Origin of the sequence: Mycobacterium sp. PDNC021 (genome assembly GCF_048282635.1) — a bacterium.
Classification (GTDB): domain Bacteria; phylum Actinomycetota; class Actinomycetes; order Mycobacteriales; family Mycobacteriaceae; genus Mycobacterium; species Mycobacterium llatzerense.
On record NZ_CP182502.1, the window covers coordinates 1,353,485 to 1,373,786 of the forward strand.

At 68.6% G+C, this 20,302-nt stretch carries 21 protein-coding genes and 1 pseudogene; 8 read left to right on the forward strand and 14 right to left on the reverse strand.

Annotation, left to right across the window (positions count from 1 at the left end):
• Window positions 1–50: 50 nt before the first annotated feature.
• Window positions 51–938, reverse strand: coding sequence for an A/G-specific adenine glycosylase (locus tag ACNO8X_RS06245; protein WP_418004596.1), 888 nt, complete (start codon window positions 936–938; stop codon window positions 51–53).
• Window positions 939–975: 37 nt separating this feature from the next.
• Here ACNO8X_RS06245 and ACNO8X_RS06250 point away from each other — a divergent pair, with 37 nt between their 5' ends.
• The gene (locus ACNO8X_RS06250; protein WP_043400125.1) at window positions 976–1,593 is read left to right on the forward strand and encodes a carbonic anhydrase; all 618 of its coding nucleotides are present in this window, start codon (window positions 976–978) and stop codon (window positions 1,591–1,593) included.
• A 119-nt stretch (window positions 1,594–1,712) separates the two neighbouring features.
• Complete coding sequence (locus tag ACNO8X_RS06255; RefSeq protein WP_043400068.1) at window positions 1,713–2,510, forward strand: hypothetical protein; 798 nt, start codon at window positions 1,713–1,715, stop codon at window positions 2,508–2,510.
• Window positions 2,511–2,512: 2 nt separating this feature from the next.
• Here the strand turns inward: ACNO8X_RS06255 and disA are convergent, their stop codons facing one another.
• From disA to ACNO8X_RS06270, 3 genes are all read right to left on the reverse strand, one after another.
• A complete protein-coding gene (gene disA, locus ACNO8X_RS06260) occupies window positions 2,513–3,592 on the reverse strand; it encodes a DNA integrity scanning diadenylate cyclase DisA (protein WP_197063852.1) in 1,080 nt (359 codons plus the stop codon).
• Window positions 3,593–3,664: 72 nt separating this feature from the next.
• Entirely contained in the window at window positions 3,665–5,059 is a 1,395-nt protein-coding gene (radA, locus tag ACNO8X_RS06265) for a DNA repair protein RadA (RefSeq protein WP_418004597.1), read from the reverse strand.
• A 50-nt stretch (window positions 5,060–5,109) separates the two neighbouring features.
• A complete protein-coding gene (locus tag ACNO8X_RS06270; RefSeq protein WP_192830171.1) occupies window positions 5,110–5,706 on the reverse strand; it encodes a hypothetical protein in 597 nt (198 codons plus the stop codon).
• A gap of 358 nt (window positions 5,707–6,064) precedes the next feature.
• Here ACNO8X_RS06270 and carD point away from each other — a divergent pair, with 358 nt between their 5' ends.
• Genes carD through rlmB form a run of 4 tightly spaced genes read left to right on the forward strand, consistent with a single transcriptional unit; the run spans window position 6,065 to window position 9,420 of the window.
• A complete protein-coding gene (gene carD, locus ACNO8X_RS06275) occupies window positions 6,065–6,553 on the forward strand; it encodes an RNA polymerase-binding transcription factor CarD (RefSeq protein WP_043400059.1) in 489 nt (162 codons plus the stop codon).
• Between the two features lie 20 nt (window positions 6,554–6,573).
• Window positions 6,574–7,047: a 2-C-methyl-D-erythritol 2,4-cyclodiphosphate synthase gene (gene ispF / locus ACNO8X_RS06280; RefSeq protein WP_071288447.1), complete on the forward strand. Its 474-nt coding sequence runs from the start codon at window positions 6,574–6,576 to the stop codon at window positions 7,045–7,047.
• A gap of 19 nt (window positions 7,048–7,066) precedes the next feature.
• Complete coding sequence (gene cysS, locus ACNO8X_RS06285; protein WP_418004598.1) at window positions 7,067–8,476, forward strand: cysteine--tRNA ligase; 1,410 nt, start codon at window positions 7,067–7,069, stop codon at window positions 8,474–8,476.
• Between the two features lie 2 nt (window positions 8,477–8,478).
• Window positions 8,479–9,420 carry a 23S rRNA (guanosine(2251)-2'-O)-methyltransferase RlmB gene (gene rlmB / locus ACNO8X_RS06290; protein WP_260936306.1) on the forward strand — a complete coding sequence of 314 codons (942 nt, stop codon included), beginning with the start codon at window positions 8,479–8,481 and terminating at the stop codon, window positions 9,418–9,420.
• On the opposite strand, the gene ACNO8X_RS06295 is transcribed toward rlmB, so the two are convergent.
• From ACNO8X_RS06295 to ACNO8X_RS06315, 5 genes and pseudogenes are all read right to left on the reverse strand, one after another.
• The gene (locus tag ACNO8X_RS06295; RefSeq protein WP_418004599.1) at window positions 9,417–10,973 is read right to left on the reverse strand and encodes a purple acid phosphatase family protein; all 1,557 of its coding nucleotides are present in this window, start codon (window positions 10,971–10,973) and stop codon (window positions 9,417–9,419) included. The two genes, rlmB and ACNO8X_RS06295, sit on opposite strands and share 4 nt — an antisense overlap.
• Window positions 10,974–11,063: 90 nt before the next feature.
• Window positions 11,064–11,471: a nitroreductase family deazaflavin-dependent oxidoreductase gene (locus ACNO8X_RS06300; protein WP_418004600.1), complete on the reverse strand. Its 408-nt coding sequence runs from the start codon at window positions 11,469–11,471 to the stop codon at window positions 11,064–11,066.
• Window positions 11,472–11,493: 22 nt separating this feature from the next.
• Window positions 11,494–12,672 (reverse strand): annotated as a pseudogene (locus ACNO8X_RS06305) (SLC13 family permease); the annotation flags it as partial.
• Window positions 12,615–13,550: an MBL fold metallo-hydrolase gene (locus tag ACNO8X_RS06310; protein ID WP_418004601.1), complete on the reverse strand. Its 936-nt coding sequence runs from the start codon at window positions 13,548–13,550 to the stop codon at window positions 12,615–12,617. The gene ACNO8X_RS06310 and the pseudogene ACNO8X_RS06305, both read right to left, overlap by 58 nt.
• A complete protein-coding gene (locus ACNO8X_RS06315; protein ID WP_418004602.1) occupies window positions 13,550–14,308 on the reverse strand; it encodes a LamB/YcsF family protein in 759 nt (252 codons plus the stop codon). The genes ACNO8X_RS06310 and ACNO8X_RS06315 overlap by 1 nt, the downstream gene beginning before the upstream one ends.
• A gap of 24 nt (window positions 14,309–14,332) precedes the next feature.
• On the opposite strand from ACNO8X_RS06315, the gene ACNO8X_RS06320 reads away from it, so the two are divergent.
• Window positions 14,333–15,136, forward strand: a complete 804-nt coding sequence (locus ACNO8X_RS06320) for a sulfurtransferase (protein WP_418004603.1) — start codon at window positions 14,333–14,335, stop codon at window positions 15,134–15,136.
• On the opposite strand, the gene ACNO8X_RS06325 is transcribed toward ACNO8X_RS06320, so the two are convergent.
• From ACNO8X_RS06325 to ACNO8X_RS06335, 3 genes are read right to left on the reverse strand one after another with little or no spacing between them, the layout of a single operon-like run.
• The gene (locus tag ACNO8X_RS06325; RefSeq protein ID WP_418004604.1) at window positions 15,123–15,953 is read right to left on the reverse strand and encodes a metal ABC transporter permease; all 831 of its coding nucleotides are present in this window, start codon (window positions 15,951–15,953) and stop codon (window positions 15,123–15,125) included. The genes ACNO8X_RS06320 and ACNO8X_RS06325 overlap by 14 nt on opposite strands.
• A gap of 4 nt (window positions 15,954–15,957) precedes the next feature.
• Window positions 15,958–16,770 carry a metal ABC transporter ATP-binding protein gene (locus ACNO8X_RS06330; protein ID WP_260936327.1) on the reverse strand — a complete coding sequence of 271 codons (813 nt, stop codon included), beginning with the start codon at window positions 16,768–16,770 and terminating at the stop codon, window positions 15,958–15,960.
• A gap of 20 nt (window positions 16,771–16,790) precedes the next feature.
• Complete coding sequence (locus tag ACNO8X_RS06335) at window positions 16,791–17,690, reverse strand: metal ABC transporter solute-binding protein, Zn/Mn family (RefSeq protein ID WP_418004605.1); 900 nt, start codon at window positions 17,688–17,690, stop codon at window positions 16,791–16,793.
• 97 nt (window positions 17,691–17,787) lie between these two features.
• Here ACNO8X_RS06335 and ACNO8X_RS06340 point away from each other — a divergent pair, with 97 nt between their 5' ends.
• The gene (locus ACNO8X_RS06340; protein WP_418004606.1) at window positions 17,788–18,888 is read left to right on the forward strand and encodes a LacI family DNA-binding transcriptional regulator; all 1,101 of its coding nucleotides are present in this window, start codon (window positions 17,788–17,790) and stop codon (window positions 18,886–18,888) included.
• On the opposite strand, the gene otsB is transcribed toward ACNO8X_RS06340, so the two are convergent.
• Window positions 18,885–19,628, reverse strand: coding sequence for a trehalose-phosphatase (otsB, locus tag ACNO8X_RS06345; protein ID WP_418004607.1), 744 nt, complete (start codon window positions 19,626–19,628; stop codon window positions 18,885–18,887). The genes ACNO8X_RS06340 and otsB overlap by 4 nt on opposite strands.
• 3 nt (window positions 19,629–19,631) lie before the next feature.
• Window positions 19,632–20,237, reverse strand: coding sequence for a cholesterol catabolism transcriptional regulator KstR (gene kstR, locus ACNO8X_RS06350; protein ID WP_197063849.1), 606 nt, complete (start codon window positions 20,235–20,237; stop codon window positions 19,632–19,634).
• Between the last annotated feature and the right edge of the window lie 65 nt (window positions 20,238–20,302).

Below are 20,302 nucleotides of genomic sequence, written 5' to 3' on the forward strand. Positions count from 1 at the left end.
TCGGAAAGCGCGTGATTTCATGCCGTTCTCATGTAAAGCGGCGATCGGTGTTAGTTCTCGCCCTCGCCTGCCAGCGCATATCGGTCATCGGCGGTTTGCTCGACCAGGCCGTCGACCAGCAGTGAGTCCAGTGCCCGGTCACGTTGCGCGGTATCGGTGAGCCAGGCCACATCCAATTGCGCCCGGGTCACCGGAGTTGCGCTGCCGCGCAACACATCCAGTAGCCGGCCGCGAACCTGGCGATCGGTGCCGGCGTATTTCTGCACCGGACGCGTCGGCGTGTCCAGCTCTGGATGACCTGCGCTCCGCCAGGCGCACGTCGTCAACGGGCATACCCCGCATTTCGGATTGCGGGCAGTGCAGACGATCGCACCGAGCTCCATGAGTGCCGCCGAAAACACATGCGCCGTAGCGTCTTTCGGCAGGAGTGCCGCGACGTCGTCGAGGTCGCGGGTGCGCGCCGGGGTGTCGGCCACGCCGCGCACCACGCGCGCCACCACCCGGCGCACATTGGTGTCGACCACGGGGACGTCCTGTTGATACGCGAAACAGGCGACGGCCCGCGCGGTGTAGGCACCGACGCCCGGCAGCGTCAGCAGGGTCTCGACGTCGCGGGGCACCACGTCGCCATGCTCGGTGCTGATGACCTCTGCGCATTCGTGTAATCGCTTGGCGCGGCGCGGATAACCCAGCTTGCCCCAGGCCCGGAGTACGTCCGCCGCGCCGGCCGCGGCGGTCGCGGACGGGGTGGGCCAGCGCGCGATCCAGTCCCGCCAGATCGGCTCGACCCGTGACACGGGGGTCTGCTGCAACATGAATTCGCTGACCAGAATTTGCCAGGCAGTCACATCCGGGGCGCGCCACGGCAGGTCGCGTTGTGCAGTGCGGTACCAACCCAGGAGCTCGTCGGCAGGGATGAGAATTTGCCCTGAACTCATTGCGCAGCGTCTATGTGTTGAGGGCACAATGGGCGGCATGCCCAACTCGAACCCGATAAACGCCTGGAAAGCACTGAGAGAGGGTAACGAGCGATTCGTTGCCGGTGAACCAGCGCATCCCAGCCAGAGCATCGAGCGTCGGACGCAGTTGGCCGGTGGTCAGAAGCCGACTGCAGTGCTGTTCGGCTGTGCGGACAGCCGCGTCGCCGCCGAGATCATCTTCGATCAGGGCCTCGGCGACATGTTCGTGGTGCGCACCGCCGGCCACGTCCTGGATTCCGCGGTCATCGGGTCCATCGAATACGCCGTCGTAGTCCTCGAAGTACCGCTGATCGTGGTCCTCGGCCACGACAGCTGTGGCGCGGTGAAGGCCACCATCACCGCGCTGGACGACGGTGCGGTGCCCGGCGGGTATGTCCGCGACATCGTCGAGCGCGTCACCCCGTCGATCCTCGTCGGCCGGCGCGAAGGGCTGACCGAGGTCGACGAGCTCGAAGCCAAGCACGTCAACGAAACGGTGCGTCTGCTGAGCGAGCGGTCCAACATGATCGCCGAACGGCTGGCATCGGGCAAGGTCGCCATCGTCGGTGCGACCTATCACCTGGCCGAGGGTCGGGTGACCAAGCGCGACCACGTCGGTGACATCGGCGAGTAGTCGGCCCGCCGACGTGGCGAGTAGCCGGCCCGCCGACGTGGCGAACAACACCGCAGTTCACAGGCGACACGCCGCACCGGGTCAGGGCGCACTACGTTTCGTGCCCTTACCGTGACAATGTGCCGGATCTAGAACCGCATGGCCCGCTGCCATCCCAAATCTATTGGCGACGGCGGATGCTGGCCATCGGTGTCGGCGCTGTCGTCCTGCTCCTGGTTGTGATCATCGGGGTCGTGGTCTTCAGCAACAGCACCGGCGACTCCAAGCAGACTCAGCCCACCGCGAAGACGTCGACGTCCGCGACACCGCTGCCCGGCGAGACGCCCGGGGTGAAGAGTCCGATCGAGCCGCCGCCGAACGCGTCTCCCGCGCCGACGCCGACCCCGACCACCGCGGTCACCCCGCCGCCGGTGCTCAAGGCGGGCGACGACTGCCCGGACACCACGCTCGCGGCCAAGGGCATCACCAACCAGCCGAACTACGTGATCGGCGATCAGCCGAAGTTCACCATGGTGGTCACCAACATCGGCCTGGTCGAGTGCAAGCGTGACGTCGGTGCCGCTGTGCTGGCCGCATACGTCTACTCGCTGGACAACAACCGGCTGTGGTCCAACCTGGATTGCGCGCCGTCGAACGAGACCCTGGTCCGCGCCTTCAAGCCGGGCGAGCAGGTGACCACCGAGGTGACCTGGACCGGCATGGGCTCGGCGCCCAACTGCCCGCTGCCGCGGCAGGCGATCGGGCCGGGCACCTACAACCTGGTGGTCCAGCTGGGCAACCTGCGGTCGGCTCCGGTGCCGTTCGTGCTGTCCGAGGCCCAACAGCCCGGACCGGGTGCGCCGCCCGCGGGCGAGGCTCCGCCACCGCCGGCTGCACCGGCGCCCGGCGAGCCGACGCTGCCCGGACCCGCCAACTGATCTCAGGCGAGCCGGTCGGCGATGGTCGATTCGGCGAGCAGCGACAGACCTTCTCGGATGTGGCGGGCCCACATGGACCCGATGCCCTCCACCGACTGCAGGTCGTCGGCGCTGGCGGCCAGTAGTCCCTGCAGCGATCCGAACGAGCGCACCAACAGGTCGACGTGTGCGAACTGCAGGCGCGGGATGCCCGCCATCGCGCGGTAGCCGCGCGAGCTCATCGCCGAATCCTGTGCCTCTGGCGTCGACGGATAGCCGAAAACCCTTGCCAGCGTGGTGAAGTCGAGAAGTTCGTTGTCGCTCAGCGCATCGAGTTCCTCGAGCGTTGCGGTCACCTGATCGGCGGCCGGTGGGTCGGGGTTGGCGTGGTAGTCGCGGACGATCAGTTCGCGGGCGGCGTCGTTGTCGCCGACCAGTTCGTCGAGCTGCAGCTTGAGCTGACGCCCGTCGGTACCGAGCTCGACGACGTCGGCGTCGATCTCGAGGCTGATCCGGCGAACCATCTCCATGCGCTGCACGACGGTCATGACGTCGCGCAGTGTCACGAAATCCTCGATCTCGGCCATCGACAGCTGCTTGCTGACTTCGTCGAGCCGGAACTTGTAGCGCTCCAGGGTCGCGATGGTCTGGTTGGCGCGCGACAGGATGGTCGGGGTTTCCGGTACGACGTGGCGTTCACCGGCCACGTAGACCGTCACGATGCTCATCGAGTGGCTGACGGACACCACCGGGAATCCGGTCTGGATGGCCGCGCGCTCGGCAGAGCGGTGCCGCGTGCCGGACTCGTCGGTGGGGATGGAGGGGTCGGGCACCAGCTGCACGTTGGCCCGCAGGATCCGGGTCAGGTCGCTGGAGAGCACGACGGCGCCGTCCATCTTCGACAGCTCGCGCAGCCGGGTCGGTGCGAACCGGACGTCCAGCGGGAAGCCACCGTCGCAGATGGCCTCGACGCTGTCGTCGTAGCCCAGCACGATCAGCCCACCGGTACGGCCACGCAGGATCCGCTCCAGACCGTCTCGCAGCGGCGTTCCGGGCGCCAGCTTGCCCAACGTCTCGCGCAGCGTCGGTCGGGCCAGGTGCACGACGTTGCCCCGTCCGGACCGATTGGCCGATTTCACCGACATCGGTGTACTCCTCGGGTTTCCGGCCGGGCTCTACCCGGTCCGGTCCACATTCTCTGTGATCTTGCGCAACACCCGCAACGCCGCGGTGATGTTCTCGGCCGGCAGGACCCGAAGACCGCGCGGTGGCGACTCGGTTCCGGTGGGCACCACGGCTGTCGTGAAGCCGAGTCGGGCGGCCTCGGCGAGCCTGCGGTCCATGCCGGTGACGCGGCGCAGATCGCCGGCCAGACCCACCTCGCCGATGGCGATCGCGGTGGCCGGCAGCGGCAGGTCCGTGTACGCCGACGCGATGGCCAGCGCCACCGCCAGATCCGACGACGGGTCGGTCAACCGCATACCGCCGACCGTGGACAGGTAGATGTCGTTGGTACCGACGGGCAGGCGCGCCCGCTTCTCCAGCACCGCGGTGATCATGGCCGCGCGGGCCGAGTCGATGCCGCTGACCGCGCGGCGCGGTGAGCCTGCCGACGGCGATCCGATCAGTGCCTGCACCTCACCGATCAGCGGCCGCTTGCCGTCCAGGCTGACCGTCACCGCGGTGCCGGACACCGGGGCCGGCCGCTGGTCGAGGAACAGCCCCGACGGGTCGGCGACGCACTCGATTCCGTTGTCGTGCAACATGAAACAGCCGACCTCGTCGGCCGCGCCGAAGCGGTTCTTGACGCCGCGGACCATGCGCAGAGTCGAGGCGCGGTCGCCTTCGAAGTGCAGCACCACGTCCACCAGGTGCTCGAGCGAGCGCGGCCCGGCGATGGCGCCGTCCTTGGTGACATGGCCGACCAGGACCATGGCGATGCCCGTCGTCTTGGCGGCCATGGTGAGCGCGGCGGTGACGGCGCGGACCTGCGTCACGCCGCCGGTGACGCCGTCGGTCTCGGCGGTCGACATGGTCTGCACAGAATCCACCACCACCAAAGTGGGCTGGACCGCCTCGATGTGGCCGAGCGCGGTCTGCAGGTCGGACTCGGCGGCCAGGTAGACGTCGTCGTGGGTGCAACCGGTGCGCTCGGCGCGCAACCGGATCTGCCCTGCCGATTCTTCGCCGGACAGATAGAGCGCCCGTCGCCCGGACATGGCCCAGCGATGTGCGACTTCGAGCAGCAGCGTCGACTTGCCGACGCCGGGATCGCCGGCCAGCAGCGTCACCGAACCCGGCACCACACCGCCGCCCAGCACCCGGTCCAATTCGCTGATCCCGGTGTGGAAGTGCCTGGTGGTGCCCGGATCGATCGAGCTGATCGGAACGGCAGGGGAGGTGGGCGCGACAGCCCGGTGCGTCGCGGGCGTCAACGAGCTCAGAACCGCTACTTCATTGACCGTGCCCCAGGTGCCGCAGTCCGGGCAGCGTCCCACCCATTTGGCCGTGGTGTGCTGGCACTCCGAGCACCGAAACTGCGAACGTACTTTCGAACCGGTTCTGGCCATGCCGCGAACTTAGTCGTTGGTACCGACAGAATCGCGCAGGCGCGAAGGGGTTAGTGGTGTCCCTCGCCGCCGCCGGCGGGGGCCGGAGCAGCTTCTCCGGCGCCGGCCTCGCGGCGCGGGGCTTCGCCTGCGGAGATCGGGACCTCGATGGTCTTCTCGCCGGCGTTCTGGAACTTGAACGTGAAGCTGTAGTTCAGGCCGTTGGAGATCGGCTTGGTCAGCGCCACCATCGCGATGGAGGTCGTGGCGTCCTCGGAGCGCGGCAGGGTCTGCTTCTGGCCGTCCGGGGTGCCGACCAGCAGCACGCCGCCGGCGGGCACGGTGGTGCCGCCGTTGACCAGCACCTCACCGGTGTCCGAGGTGATGCCGACCAGCTTGTCGGGGTTGTCGGGCGACTTGTTGGTGGCGACGAACAGCAGCTCGACCATGGTGCCGGGCTTGACGAAGTCGCGGGTCTGCGGGGCGCGCAGGTACACGTTGCGCAGGTCCACACCGGCCTTCTCGTCACCGATGCTGGTGGCGGTGCCGTTGACCGCAGGCAGCTGGTTCGCGCTCTGCGAGACCTGGCCAGCGCTGCAGCCGGTGAGCGTCACCGCGGTGGCCAGCCCGAAGGCGGCCAGCGTGACGGCAGAAGTGCGCGATTTCATGCGGTTCACTCAAGCCTCCTGCTTGGGCGCCAGCGGCGATGCGCGTGACGGCCTTGGGTATGTCTGCTGTGCTCCCCGGACTGGTCCGGCGTTCGACTATGCAGAGTAGTAGGTGGCCGTGGGCGGCGGTAGCGGAGGCCCGCTATCGGCCTGGTTCAGGCGTGGTTCCGGCCGCGAATGACCGGTGAATGGGACGTTAATCGGGTGCAATTCGGCCGTATTGTGGCCCTCGCCACTGCACGTAAATGCCGCCCTGTCAACCCCTTTCACGCATCTGCATGGCCCCTGACCTGCATTGTTGATCCGCGGGTGTCCGACGCCCGTGCTAACATTGCTATGTGAAAGGGGCCCGAATCTGATGATTTTCAAGGTCGGAGACACCGTCGTTTACCCACACCACGGTGCAGCATTGATCGAGGCGATTGAAACCCGGACCATCAAAGGCGAGCAGAAAGAATATCTCGTCCTCAAGGTTGCGCAGGGCGATCTGACCGTTCGAGTACCCGCAGAAAACGCTGAATACGTCGGTGTTCGCGACGTGGTGGGTCAGGAAGGCCTCGACAAGGTGTTCCAGGTGCTGCGCGCCCCGCACACCGAGGAGCCGACCAACTGGTCCCGTCGATACAAGGCGAACCTGGAGAAGCTGGCCTCCGGTGATGTGAACAAGGTCGCCGAGGTCGTTCGCGACCTGTGGCGTCGTGATCAGGAGCGCGGTCTGTCCGCCGGCGAGAAGCGCATGCTGGCCAAGGCTCGTCAAATCCTGGTCGGTGAACTGGCTCTGGCCGAGAACACCGATGACGCGAAGGCCTCCACCATCCTGGACGAGGTCCTCGCCGCGGCGTCCTGAACGCCAGCCCCAACGGAGCAGTGAACTTCCGTATCGGTCTCGGTACCGACGTACATCCCATCGAGGCAGGGCGGCCGTGCTGGCTGCTCTGCCTGTCATTCGAAGGTGTTGACGGCTGTGCCGGGCACTCTGACGGCGACGTGGCCGCGCACGCACTCTGTGATGCTCTGCTGAGTGCGGCCGGGCTCGGCGACCTGGGCAGTGTCTTCGGCACCGACCGTCCCGAATGGCGCGGCGTCACTGGCGCCGACATGCTCAAACATGTCTCCACGCTGCTGGCCGCTGCCGGATTCCGCGTGGGCAATGCGGCGGTCCAGGTGATCGGTAACCGCCCGAAAATCGCTCCCCGCAGGGAAGAGGCGCAGCAGGTGCTGTCGGCGCTGCTGGACGCTCCTGTCTCGGTTTCGGCGACCACCACCGACGGCCTCGGACTGACCGGCCGGGGCGAGGGTCTGGCCGCGATTGCGACGGCGCTGGTGGTCTCGCTCGATTAGGCCGGTAAGCTGGCCCGTCGTGACCGAACACCGTCTCGAGGGCCTACGGCTCTACGACACCATGACCGGTGCCGTGCGGGACTTCACCCCGGTGCGGCCCGGACACGCATCCATCTACCTGTGCGGCGCAACTGTGCAGGGCCTGCCCCATATCGGCCATGTGCGCAGCGGCGTCGCGTTCGACGTGCTGCGGCGCTGGCTGACGGCCAAGGGCTACGACGTCGCGTTCATCCGGAACGTCACCGACATCGACGACAAGATTCTCAACAAGGCTGCCGACGCCGGCCGGCCGTGGTGGGAGTGGGCCGCCACCTTCGAGCGGGCCTTCACGGCCGCCTACGACGCGCTGGGGGTGCTGCCGCCGTCGGCTGAGCCGCGGGCGACCGGACACATCACCCAGATGGTCGAGGTCATCGACAAACTGATCGAGCGCGGGCATGCCTACGCCGCCAATGGCGACGTCTACTTCGACGTGTTGAGCCTGCCCGACTACGGCAAGCTCTCGGGCCACCGCATCGACGACGTGCACCAGGGCGAGGGCGTGGCGACCGGCAAGCGCGACCCCCGGGACTTCACCCTGTGGAAGGGCGCCAAGCCGGGCGAGCCGTCGTGGCCGACGCCGTGGGGCCGGGGCCGCCCCGGCTGGCACACCGAGTGCGTCGCGATGTGCCAGGAGTACCTGGGCTCCGAGTTCGACATCCATGCCGGCGGTATGGACCTGATCTTCCCGCATCACGAGAACGAGACCGCCCAGGCCAACGCCTGCGGTGACGAGTTCGCGCGATTCTGGCTGCACAACGGCTGGGTCACCATGGGCGGCGAGAAGATGAGCAAGTCGCTGGGCAACGTCCTGGCGATTCCGGCTGTGCTACAACGGGTTCGGGCTGCCGAGCTGCGCTACTACCTGGGCAGCGCGCACTACCGGTCCATGCTGGAGTTCTCCGAGAACTCACTGCAGGACGCGGCCAAGGCCTACACCGGCATCGAGGAATTCCTGCACCGGGTCCGCACCCGGGTGGGTGCCGTCGAGGTCGGTACCTGGACCGAGAAGTTCGCGGCCGCACTGGATGACGACCTGGCGGTGCCCGCGGCGTTGGCCGAGGTGCACGCCGCCCGCGCGGATGGCAACCGGGCACTGGACGCCGGTGATCACACCGGCGCGATGGAGGCTGCGTCGTCGATCCGGGCCATGATGGGCATCCTGGGCTGCGATCCGCTCGATGAGCGCTGGGAAACCCGCGACGAGACGTCCGCCGCACTGAATGCTGTTGACGCCCTGGTGCAGTGGGCGCTCAAGAGCCGCACCGAGGCCCGCGAGAACCGCGACTGGGCCGCCGCCGACGCGATCCGCGACCAGTTGAAGCTGGCCGGCATCGAGGTCACCGATACCGCTGATGGCCCGCAATGGGCCCTGACTGATGGGGCCTGACGATGGCTGGAAACTCCCAGCGCCGCGGCGCAATTCGTAAAGACGGCACCAAGAAGGGCCCGACCGTCGGCTCCGGGGGTCAGCGTCGTCGCGGCCTCGAGGGCAAGGGCGCAACCCCGCGTGCCGACCAGCGCCCGAATCACAAGGCGTACAAGGTTGCGCAGAAGACCGCGCGCTCGAATCAGGGGCGGCACAAGAAGACCGACGATGTCGAGGTCGTGGTCGGCCGCAACCCGGTGGTGGAGTGCCTGCGGGCCGGCGTGCCCGCCACCGCGCTCTACGTGGTGCTCGGGACCGAGGCCGACGAGCGGCTGACCGAATCCGTCACTCGGGCAGGCGATGCCGGCATCGCGATCCTCGAGGTGCAGCGCCACGACCTGGACCGCATCACCAGCAACGGCATGCACCAGGGCATCGCGCTGCAGGTGCCGCCGTACCAGTACATACATCCGGACGATCTGCTGAAGTCCGCGACCACCGACTCCATGCCGGCGTTGTTGGTCGCGCTCGACAACATCTCGGACCCGCGCAACCTGGGCGCCATCGTGCGCTCGGTGGCGGCGTTCGGCGGGCACGGCGTGGTGATCCCGCAGCGGCGTTCGGCGTCGGTCAGCGCGGTGGCCTGGCGCACCAGCGCCGGCGCGGCGGCCCGGCTGCCGGTGTCGCGGGCCACGAATCTGAACCGGACACTGAAGGATTGGGCCGATGCCGGCTTGACGGTCGTCGGGCTCGATGCCGGCGGCGACACCACGCTGGACGAGCTGGACGCCTCCGGACCGATGGTCGTCGTCGTGGGCTCCGAGGGCAAGGGCCTGTCGCGATTGGTGCGGGAGAACTGCGACCACATCGTCTCGATCCCGATGGCCGGACCCACCGAGTCGCTCAACGCGTCGGTGGCAGCCGGTGTGGTGCTCGCCGAAATCGCCCGGCAGCGAAGGGACTAGCGGTCTGTGCGGGGCCGCGTGAGGGTGAATTTGTCGACCGCCCGGACCTCGCCGAACGGACCGCTCACCGCGTAGTAGGTGGCGTCCATCGACGTATTGCCGCCAGGCCGGCCGGGATCGACATCGAAAGCCACGAAGCCGCAGGGATTTTCCCGGTCCCGGAAGACCGACCAGGGCGCCACTTCCTCGGTGTAGTTCGGCGTCTTTCTTCCGGTGCCGGGGTTCACCTCGCCCACGGACATGAGGACGCGGCATCGCGGCTCGGGAAAGAGCATCGCGTTCGACGGAATCGACGTGCCACCGCCGCCGATGACCAGATGTACTGTGCCTTTGCTGGTATCGATCGAACCAGATTGTGCATCAACCGGATTCGGCGTCAGGGTGTCGGTCGGTAAGGTGCCGCGAAGTGCATGGCTGCGCTCGTAGTGGTGCTCGTGCCCGCAGACCACGAGGTCGACGTTGAACCGGTCGAACAGAGGCAGCCAGTTCTCGCGGATGCCCAGGTCGGCGCCGTTGGTCTTGTTGCCTGTGGAGACCGCCGTCTGGTGCATGCACACCACCACCCAATCGATCTCTTTGCTGCTCCGAGTCCGCTCCAGTTCTTGTTCCAGCCAACGTTTTTGGGCTCCGCCCGAGTAGCCGCGCACGTATGAGTTGCCGCCGTCCTGGTAGCACACGTCGTCGTTGGCCAGGATGATCACGCGGACCGAGCCGGCAGTGAAGGCGTACCACAGGCCGCGGAGTTCGGGATCGGAACCGGAGTCCGGCAGCCCGAAATAGGCCTGGTAGGCGCCGTAGCCGATCGGACCGTTGCCCAACTCGTTCTCGTGGTTTCCCGGCGCCGGCATCCACGGTCGATACCGCGCTGACCGGGTATTGTTCTCGAACCACTCCGACCAGGTGCGGACCCGGTCGTGAGCGAGGTTGGCATAGCAGAGGTCGCCGTTGACCAGGTGGAACAGCGGGGCCACCCGCTCGACGGCGGTCGTGATGTCACCCGCGGCCGGGGACCCGACGTGGTCGCTGCCGAAGGATGCCGCCACCTTGGCGTCCAGCATGGGGGTCGACTGATCGCCGAAGCTGCTGAAACGGATGGGCGCCCGGCCCCGAGGTGCGGTACGCACTGTGCCCAGCTCGGGACTGGCGCCGTCATGTACAGCGGCGTAGACGTAGTCGGTGTCGGGTGCCAGGCCGGTCAACCGGGCGTGGTGGACGCGAATCTCGGTGCGGGAGGCCGCATCTCGGTAGGTGACGGTCTCGGCTGCGACGGCATTGCCGAACCCGTCGTCGGGGGTGCCCACCGTGATGCGGGGGTTCCTGACCGCGGCGGCGGTGTGCCAGGACACCACGGCCTCGGTGGCTGCGTCGGCGCCGAACTGGGTGTGCAATCCCGTGACCGGTGGTGCGCCGCTGTGGTCAGCGCGCTGCCACAGCATCGGACCGGTGTGCTTGGTGGCGAAGTACCCGGTGGCGCCGGCTCCGACGCCTGCGCCGACGAGCGCCGACGTACCTCCCACAATCAGCGTTCTGCGGCTCACGTCCACGACTGCCATCTTGCCTACGAAGCGCCTGGTCCGCTCGGCCGCAACGCCGCCCGGCTACGAATCGACGGGCGCTGTTCTCGTCCAGGTAACCGCGCTGATTCAGCGGCGCTGCAGCTCGAAGACCGGGATGAGGCGGTCGGTCTTCTTCTCGTACTCGGCGAATCCGGGCGCGCGCTCGACGATGTGGGCGTAGGCGGTGTCGCGCTCCGCACGGGGCAGTTCACGCGCCACGACGTCGTATTCGTCGGTGCCGATTTCGACGTGGGCGTTGGGGTTTGCCCGCAGGTTGTGCACCCACGCCGGGTCGGCGTCCGCGCCGCCGGCGGAGCCGACGATCCACAGCTTGCCGTCGACGTCGAAGGTGGCCGCCGGGTTCACCCGCGGCTGACCGCTCTTGGCTCCGGTGGTGTGCAGTACCAGCAGCGTCAGGTTCGCGAACTGGCCGCCGACCTTGCCGCCGTTGGCGCGGAATTCATCGATGATCTGCTGGTTCCAGCTGTCGGCCACGATCTGCCAAGCCCTTCCGGTATCAGTGCATCCCCAACAACGAACAGCCCAACCATAATCCGGTCACCGCCAAAACCAGCGTGACCGGCACCGTGACCAGCCCGACGGCCGTGAACTCCCGGGTCCTCGCGGTCATCTCTGGGCGGACCACGTTGCGCCACAACAGGTTCGACAGCGATCCCGGGTAGGTCAGATTGGGGCCGATGTTGACCCCGATGAGTACCGCAAGCACCGCGACCGGGCCGCCGCCGGCGACCAGCGGCAGCAGCACCAGCACCGCGGGCAGGTTGTTGATCAGATTCGACAGCACCGCCGCCACGGCGGCGATGCCGAGCAGGGCCGGCAGCGTGGTGCCGTGCGGCAGTAGCGCAGACACCGCGCGGCCCAGGCCGAGGTCGAGTACCGCGCTCACCAGCACACCCAGCGCCAGTACCGCGACGAGGAACGGCACGTTGGCTGCCCGCACGATGCCGAACACCGTCTCGTGACCGCGGACGACGGCCCGGATGGCGAGCACCGCGGCGCCGGCGAACGCGGCCCAGGCCGGTGCCAGTCCGAGCAGCGACGTCGCGCCGAAGCCGATGAGCGTCAGGATCAATACAGTCAGGACGAAGTACGGGATCTCCGGCGGGGGTGGGGCCGGCCGGTCGACCATGGCGACCCGTAGGTCACGCCGGAACAGCCACCGCAGCAAGACAAATTCGGCCGCTACAGCGAGCAGCCAGGGCAGCGTCATCGCCGCGGTGAACCTGGTGAAGCTCAGGCCCGCGGTCGAAAACGCCAGCAGATTGGTCAGATTCGACACCGGCAGCAGCAGCGACGCGGTGTTGGCCAGGTGCGCCGCGGCGTAGCCGTGCGGCCGCGCCGGCACCCCAAGCGTGCGTGCGGTCGACAATACGACGGGCGTCAGCAGTACGACGGTGGCGTCGAGGCTCAGCACGGCGGTGGTCCCGGCCGCGATCAGGAACACGGTCGCCAGCAGTCGCCGGGCTGCGGACTGTCCCGCGCCCCAGCTGTGCCGGGCCATGTAGACGCCGGCGGCGTGAAACAGCCCTTCGTCGTCGCAGAGTTTGGCGAGCACCAGGACGGCGGCCAGGAATCCGACCACGGGCAGCAGTCGGCCGACTTCCTGCAGCGCGGTGTTCACAGCCAGGGATCGGCGCGTTGCCAGAGCGTCGGAAGATTCAGGGGCAGGCCATCTTCGGCGGCCAGGCGGCCCAGCACCCGCATCGAGACGTCCAGGTCGTCGCCCACGTAGGGCAGGGCGCGCAGCGGTTCGTGCAGGGGTCGGAAGAAGTCGTCCCAATGCGTCAATATGACGCGCCGCGCATTCACCAAGCGGACCGTCTCGTTCCAGTAGTCGACGAGATACCGCTCGGGCTGCAGGCCGAGTTGCCCGATCCCGAGGTACACCACGTCGGCGTGCTGCCCGGCCAGGGCGCCCGGCACGAACCCGGCGCTGCCGACGGCAAGCAGGCTGCGCCCGCTGGTGCGGTGCGCGATGAGCGTCGACCAGGCCTCGCCGCACTTGTACGCCGACGCCCGCACCGGCGGCACCACCGGGGCGGTGATGGTGCCGGGGAACCGGTCCGGCGGGCAGTGATGACCGGTGAACAGCGTTACGTCGAAGGCGCCCAAGGCGATCGACTCGCCGGGGGTGGCAACGGTCAGCTGAGAGTCGGTGAGCCCGCCGCCGCGGCCGATGAAGGCGGCCGAGGTACCGCCGACCAGTTTCGCGCCGGTCCGCGCTGCGACGGCCGCGGAGTCCATGGCGTGGTCGAAATGGGTGTGCACCGGCAGCACCGCGTCCAGTCGGTCGATGCCGAGCCGGTGCAGGCAGCCATCAATGCGAGGTAGTGCCGGGCTCAACTTGCCCAATCCGACCGACAGCAGACTCGGCCGGGAGAAGAAGCCGTCGGTCAATAGGGCTGACGTCGAACCGGCCGAATCCGTCGCGGTGACCAGCATCGTGGTGACGCCCGCCCAGGTGACGGTCAGCGGCGAGCCGACGTCTGCGGCAGGCTGATCGAAGTAGCGGCTATAGGAGGCCAGGTCGGGCCGGCCAAGTTTCAGTCGCATCAGCTGAAGGCCTCGATCTGTACGTTCTCTGCGGTCAGGCGTTCGTGGACCGCGCGGGCGATGTCGACGGCGCCAGGCGAATCGCCGTGGACACAAATCGAATTCACGGTGATCTTGATGGTGGAGCCGTCGACGGCGGCAACCCGTCCCGCGGTCACCATGGAGGCCACCCGATCGGCGATGGTCGAAACGTTGTGCAGCACCGCATTGCGCCCCGTGCGCGGCACCAGTTGTCCGTCGGGGCGATACGAGCGGTCTGCGAAAGCCTCGGGCACGGTGCGCAATCCGAGCTCGCCGGCGGCGGCGAAGAATGCCGAACCGGCCAGCCCCAACACCGGCAGCGAAGGATCCACTGCATGCACCGCGGCGGCCACCGCGCGCGCCTGCGCATGGTCGGTGACGATCGTGTTGTACAGGGCGCCATGGGGTTTGACGTAGCTGACGGTCGACCCGGCAACCTGGGCCAGGGCCTGCAAGGCGCCGATCTGATAGATCACGTCAGCGGTGAGGTCTTCGGCGGCGACGTCGATGTGGCGGCGGCCGAAGCCCGCCAGATCGGGATAGCCCACCTGCGCGCCGATCCGAACGCCGCGCTCGGCGGCGGCCCGGCAGACCCGCAGCAGCCCGGCCGGGTCGCCGGCATGGAACCCACAGGCGATGTTCGCGCTGGTGACCAGATCGAGCATGGCGTCGTCGTCACCAAGGCGCCACACCCCGAAGCTTTCGCCGAGATCGGCATTGAGGTCCACCGCTGACATGTCTGCCAGCCTAGGCTTGCCGCCATGTCCACTCGTGACGACGTTCTCATCACCGCCTTCGGTCTGGCCCAGCTGATCGCCGCCGGCGACGTGACGCTGCTCGACGTGCGCTGGCAGCTAGCGAAGCCCGACGGCCGCGACGACTACCTGGCCGGGCACATTCCCGACGCGGTGTACGTCTCGCTGGAGGACGAGCTGTCCGACCACACCGTGACAGGGCGGGGCCGTCATCCGCTGCCGTCGGGTGCCGCGGTGCAGGAGGCCGGGCGCCGGTGGGGTGTCCGCCAGGGCGTGCCGACTGTCATCTACGACGACTGGAACCGCGCCGGCTCGGCTCGCGCCTGGTGGGTGCTGCGCGCCGCGGGCATCGAGAACGTCCGCATCCTGGACGGCGGGCTGGCGGCGTGGACCACCTCGGGCGGGCCGCTGGACCGTGGCGACGTCGAGCCGGAACCGGGCGACGTCACCGTCACCCACCAGGACCTCTACGCCGGTGCGATGCCCACCTTGACCGCCGATGAGGCCGCTGCGCTGGGGCCGCGTTTGGGTGACGTCCGCGCGCCGGAACGGTTCCGCGGCGACGTCGAACCCATCGATCCCGTGGCTGGACACATTCCGGGCGCGGTCAATCTGCCGAGCGTGCTGGCCGCCGACGGCACGCTGCGCACCGACGGCGCCGACGTGGACGCTGTCTATTGCGGATCGGGCGTCACCGCGGCCGTGGCGGTGGCCGCGCTGGCGGCCGCGGGTCGAGAGGTGGCGCTGTTCCCCGGCTCGTGGTCGCAGTGGAGCAACGAGCCGGGCCGAGCGGTGGCTACCGGCGACTGAGCTTTCCGGCGCCCCAGCACAGCAGGTAGATACCGAACGAGATCGACGTCACGAAGACCGACACCGGGACGCCCGGCGCCAGTGACAGCACGATGCCGCCGACTGCGGCGATCTCGGCGAACACCACCGACGCCACCATCGTGGTGATGGGGGAGCTGAACACCCGGCCCGCCGCGGCGGCGGGGGTGATCAACAGCGACATCACCAGCAGTGCCCCGACGATCTGCACGCCCTGGGCAGCCGCGACGCCGACCAGTGCGGCGAACACGATGCCCAGCGCCCGCACCGGAACCCCGCGTGCGGCAGCCACTTCCGGGTCGGCGGTGGCGAACAGCAGCGGCCGGTAGCAGGCCGCGAGGATCGCGACCACCAGCACGGTGACCACTGCCAGCAGCGTCAGACCCGAATAGCCGACGCCGACGATCTGCCCGGTGAGCAGCGCGAAACTGGTGCCGGTCCGGCCGGGATAGAGGTGGATGAACAACACGGCCAGGCCCAGGCCGAAGGCCAGCACGACGCCGATGGCCGAGTCCCGTTCCCGCGACCGCTGCCCCAGGATGCCGAAAAGGATTGCCGCCAGGGCACTTCCGACCAGGGCACCGAGGCCGACGTTGAGCCCGGTCAGCAGCGCGAACGCGGCGCCGGTCAGGGACAGCTCGCTGGAGCCGTGCACCGCGAACGACATCTGCCGCATCACGATGAACGGACCGATCAGGCCGCCGAGCAACGCCAGCAGCGCCGCGGCCAGCACCGCCTGCTGGACGAAGTCACGGCTCAGCAGGTCCGCGGTCAGCGCGGGGTTCCAAAAGGCATTCACAGCCTCATTCATGACAATGCCCGCTCGCATGCTCGGAGTTGTCTACGCCTGCACCGTCCTGGCCGACCACGACGTACTGGCCGCCGATCCGCGCGACCTGGATGTCGGCGCGGTACAGCGCGGACAGCGTCTCGGACGTCATGACCTCCTCGACGGTGCCGATCCGGAAGCGGCCGTCGACCAGGTACAGCACCCGGTCCACGTACTGCAGCACGGGATTGACCTCATGGGTGACGAACAAGACGGCGGTGCCGGCGTCCTTGCGGCGCTGGTCGATCAGGCCCGACACCAGCTTCGCGTTGGCCGGGTCGAGGTTGAGCAGCGGTTCGTCGCACAGCAGCAGCGCGGGATCGGAGGCCAGGGCCTGCGCGATGCGGACTCGCTGTAGTTCGCCGCCGGACATCACCGACACCGGGACGTCGGCCAGCCGGGCGCCGTCGACCTGGCCCAGGGCCTGCGTCACCACGGCGCGCCGCTGTGCCCGCTTCCGTGGGCCGGCGAAACCCCAGCGGTGCCCGTCGCAGCCGAGCCCGACCAGATCGCGGCCGCGCAGCGTCAGCCCGGTGTCCAGCGAGCGGTGTTGGGGGACATAACCGATGGCGCCGGTGGTGGTCATCCGGCCGGCCGTCAGCAGCTGTTGGCGCAGCAGCACCTTGAGCAGTGAGGTCTTGCCGGTGCCGTTCGGGCCGAGCACCGCGATGAACTCGCCGCGGCGCACCGTCAGATCCAGCCGGTCCCACAGCACGCGGTCACCGAATGACAGCCGCGCGCCGGTCAGTTCGGCGACCGCCGTGGTGGACGAGGGATCAGTAGGCACGGGTTACAAATTATCTCGGCTTATCGCGCCGCAACGGCTGCGGTATCCAACTGGTGTGCCAGTGCCTCGGCGGTCTGGCGCTGCCAGGTCAGGAAGTCCTGTCCGGCGGGCAGCGTCTCGGTGACCTCGACGATGGGCACTGCCGCTTTGCGGGCGGCATCCTGCAGCTGCTTGGTGACGGCGGTCTCGGTCTGCTTGTTCACCACCAGCGCGTCGACCTGGTGGCCGTTGATCAGGTCGAGCACGGCGGCCACGTCGGCCGGGGCGGGGTCGTGGCCTTCTTCGGCGGCGGCGGCGAACCCGTGCGGGGTGCGGTCGACGACGCCGGCGGCGGACAGCAGGTAGTGCGCGACGGGTTCGGTGGAGACCACCGCGCTGCCGGGATGCTTCTGACCGATGGCGTGCTCGGTCGCCGCGATCTCGTCGGTCTTCTTGCCGAATTCCGCGGCATTGGCCCGGTAGGCGTCGGCGTGCGCGGGATCGGACCCGGCCAGGTCGTCGGCGATCTTGGCGGCGACGGCCTTGGCCACCGCCATGTTGTAGAAGACGTGCTCGTTGGCCTCGCCCGCCGCGCTGTGGGGCAGCAGCGAGTACGCATCCACGGTGGTGACGTTGTTGTGGTTCTTCAACACGTCGTCGGCCCAGTGGTCGTAGCCGCCGCCGTTGATGACGACCAAGGTGGCGTCGGCGATGGCTGCGGCGTCGGCCGGGCTCGCTTCGAACGAATGCGGGTCGGCGGCGTCGTTGGTGAGGATCGCCTTGACGTCGGCATGCCCGCCGGCGACCGCGGTGGCGACGCTGCCCCACACGTTGGTGGTGGCGACGACCTTCGCCGAACGGGCGGAGTCGCCTTGCGACCCGCAGGCGGCGATGGTCAGCGCGGTGAGGGCGGACAGGGCGATGAGGCTGGTCCGGGTCATGGCGGCTCCTGCGGGCTAGTGTTAATGAAAACCGTTTGCAATAAATCTAGTGCACCGTTGCCTTGCGGCGCGAATCGGATGCGCTAGCGTCACAAAGATGCCGAGGAGTCCAAACCCGAGGCGTCGGGCCACCCTGGCCTCGCTGGCTGCCGAATTGAAGGTCTCGCGCACCACGATCTCCAATGCCTACAACCGGCCCGACCAGCTCTCCGCCGACTTGCGCGAGCGGGTGCTCGCCGCGGCCAAGGAGATGGGCTACGCCGGCCCCGACCCGGTCGCACGCTCCCTGCGCACCCGAAAGGCCGGCGCCTTCGGACTGATCATCACCGAGTCGCTCAACTACTCGTTCCGCGACCCGGCGGCGCTGGATTTTGTTGCCGGGCTTGCCGAATCGTGCGAGGAGGCCGGGCAGGGCCTACTGCTGGTGGCGGCCGGCCCGAATCGGTCGGTCGAGGAGGGCGCCGCGGCGGTGCTCTCCGCCGGGGTCGACGGGTTCGTGGTCTACGCCGCCTCCGACGACGATCCCTACCTGGCGGTGGTGCAACAGCGCGGCGTCCCGATCGTCATCGTCGACCAGCCCAAGGACGTCCAGGGGGCCTCCCGGGTCTGCATCGACGATCGGGCGGCCATGCGGGAGATCGCGGAATATGTTGTGGGACTTGGTCATCGGGAGATCGGCCTGCTGACGATGCGGCTCGGGCGGCACTGGCCGCACGGCGATGCGCAGTCGGCCGTCGCGGACCCGGAGCGGCTCACCTCGCAGCGTTTTCACGTGCAGTGCGAACGGATTCTCGGTGTCCGCGACGCGATGGCGGGCGCCGGGCTGAACCCCGATGCCCTGACCGTGGTGGAGACCTACGAGCATTTGCCGAGTTCCGGCGGGTCCGCTGCCGCTGTTGCGCTGCAAGCCAATCCGCGCATCACCGCATTGATGTGCACCGCCGACGTGCTGGCCCTCTCGGCGATGGACCACCTGCGGTCCCGCGGCATCTATGTGCCGGGCCAGATGACTGTCACCGGATTCGACGGCGTCCCCGAGGCGTTGGCCCGCGGGCTGACGACCGTGGCCCAGCCGAGCCTGGAGAAGGGCCGGCGGGCCGGATACCTGTTGAACAATCCGCCGCGGTCGGGGATCCCGGCGATCGAGGTGCTCGACACCGAGCTGGTCCGCGGCCGCACCTCGGGCCCACCGGCCTAACGCGCGCGGCGCCCCGCCAGGTACGCCAGCGCCTCCGCGACGTCCTCGGGGGAGTCGATGCGGTACTGCGCGGCCGACGGCCCCGGACCGACCTTCACCCCGACGTCGCCGTCGCGCAGCCGGGCGAAGGCCTTCTCGTCGGTGACGTCGTCGCCCAGGAACACCACGGCGGTCGCGTCGTCGCGCTCCCGCAGTGCATCGATGGCCGAGCCCTTGTTGGTGGTGATCACCGCGAACTCCAGCACCGCCTTGCCCTCGGTGGCTTCGGCGGTCCATTGCGTGCCGGCCGCGCGCGCGGCGGCCAGTGCCGCGTCGCCGTCGTCAGCCGAGGCGTTGCGCACGTGCAGGGCGACGCTGGCGGGTTTGGTCTCGACATTGACGCCCGGGTACCGACTTGCGATCTCGGTGAGTGAATCGACGATCTGGGCCAGCAGCGCGCCGTCGACGGTCTGGGTGAACCCGGTGTCGAACTCGGCACCGTGGCTGCCGACCAGATGTACCGACGCGGGCATGCCGGAGAGTTCGCGCAGGACCTCCAGCGCACGACCCGATACCAGCGCGACGAAGGTGTGCGGCAGGTCCGCCAACGCCAGCAGGGCGGCAGACCCGGCAGGCAACGCGCGCGCGTCCGCAGGGTTGTTGACGATCGGCGACAGGGTGCCGTCGAAATCGGAGGTGACGAGCAGTCGGGGCGTCGCGGCGACGGTGTCGAGCGCCGCGATCAGATCAGCCGGGAGCACCGGTCAGATATTAGGTTGCTCCCCATCACCGATCAGCAGGCGCACCGCCAGATCGAGTCGCTTGCTGACGTCGGTGGCCGACGCGCGACGGGTCAGCCAGGCCAGCAGGTTCGACAGCCAGACATCGGAGATGACGCGGGCGATGTGGTACTGGTCCTCGGTGGGCTCGCCTTCGCTCATAGCGCGGGCGAACATCGAGTCCATCAGCTTGCCGACGTGATCAACCTCACCGGCCGCGGACGCGTCAGCGAACACGAATGCGCGCGTCATGGCCTCGGTCAACAGCGGATTGCGCTGCATCGACCGGTTCAGCTTGCCGACCATCGCATTGAGCCGCTGGTACGGCGTGCCGCCGGTCAGCGCGGCGCGATCGGTCTTGGCGTCGATGCGCTCGAACTCGCGGCCCAGCGCGGACACCAGCAGGTGCACCTTGGACGGGAAGTAGCGGTACAGCGTGCCCACCGCGACATCGGCGCGTTCTGCCACCGCACGCATCTGAACAGCCTCGTAACCGCCCTTTGAGGCGATGGCCAAGGTGGCGTCGAGGATGCGCTTGCGGCGCTCGCGCTGCGCTTCGGATCCGAGTTCGGATTCGGCGAGTACAGCCATGGTCGTCACCTCCCTCGGGCGAACGGCGGAATCGGATTCAGGTGTTGCTGGCGTCGGCATGCGGC

Coding starts and splice junctions, on each gene's coding strand:
- ACNO8X_RS06245 (WP_418004596.1), bottom strand. CDS start 938: ATGAGTTCAGGGCAAATTCTCATCCCTGCCGACGAGCTCCTGGGTTGG.
- ACNO8X_RS06250 (WP_043400125.1), top strand. CDS start 976: ATGCCCAACTCGAACCCGATAAACGCCTGGAAAGCACTGAGAGAGGGT.
- radA (WP_418004597.1), bottom strand. CDS start 5,059: ATGGCCAGAACCGGTTCGAAAGTACGTTCGCAGTTTCGGTGCTCGGAG.
- ACNO8X_RS06270 (WP_192830171.1), bottom strand. CDS start 5,706: ATGAAATCGCGCACTTCTGCCGTCACGCTGGCCGCCTTCGGGCTGGCC.
- carD (WP_043400059.1), top strand. CDS start 6,065: ATGATTTTCAAGGTCGGAGACACCGTCGTTTACCCACACCACGGTGCA.
- rlmB (WP_260936306.1), top strand. CDS start 8,479: ATGGCTGGAAACTCCCAGCGCCGCGGCGCAATTCGTAAAGACGGCACC.
- ACNO8X_RS06295 (WP_418004599.1), bottom strand. CDS start 10,973: ATGGCAGTCGTGGACGTGAGCCGCAGAACGCTGATTGTGGGAGGTACG.
- ACNO8X_RS06310 (WP_418004601.1), bottom strand. CDS start 13,550: ATGCGACTGAAACTTGGCCGGCCCGACCTGGCCTCCTATAGCCGCTAC.
- ACNO8X_RS06315 (WP_418004602.1), bottom strand. CDS start 14,308: ATGTCAGCGGTGGACCTCAATGCCGATCTCGGCGAAAGCTTCGGGGTG.
- ACNO8X_RS06320 (WP_418004603.1), top strand. CDS start 14,333: ATGTCCACTCGTGACGACGTTCTCATCACCGCCTTCGGTCTGGCCCAG.
- ACNO8X_RS06335 (WP_418004605.1), bottom strand. CDS start 17,690: ATGACCCGGACCAGCCTCATCGCCCTGTCCGCCCTCACCGCGCTGACC.
- ACNO8X_RS06340 (WP_418004606.1), top strand. CDS start 17,788: ATGCCGAGGAGTCCAAACCCGAGGCGTCGGGCCACCCTGGCCTCGCTG.
- kstR (WP_197063849.1), bottom strand. CDS start 20,237: ATGGCTGTACTCGCCGAATCCGAACTCGGATCCGAAGCGCAGCGCGAG.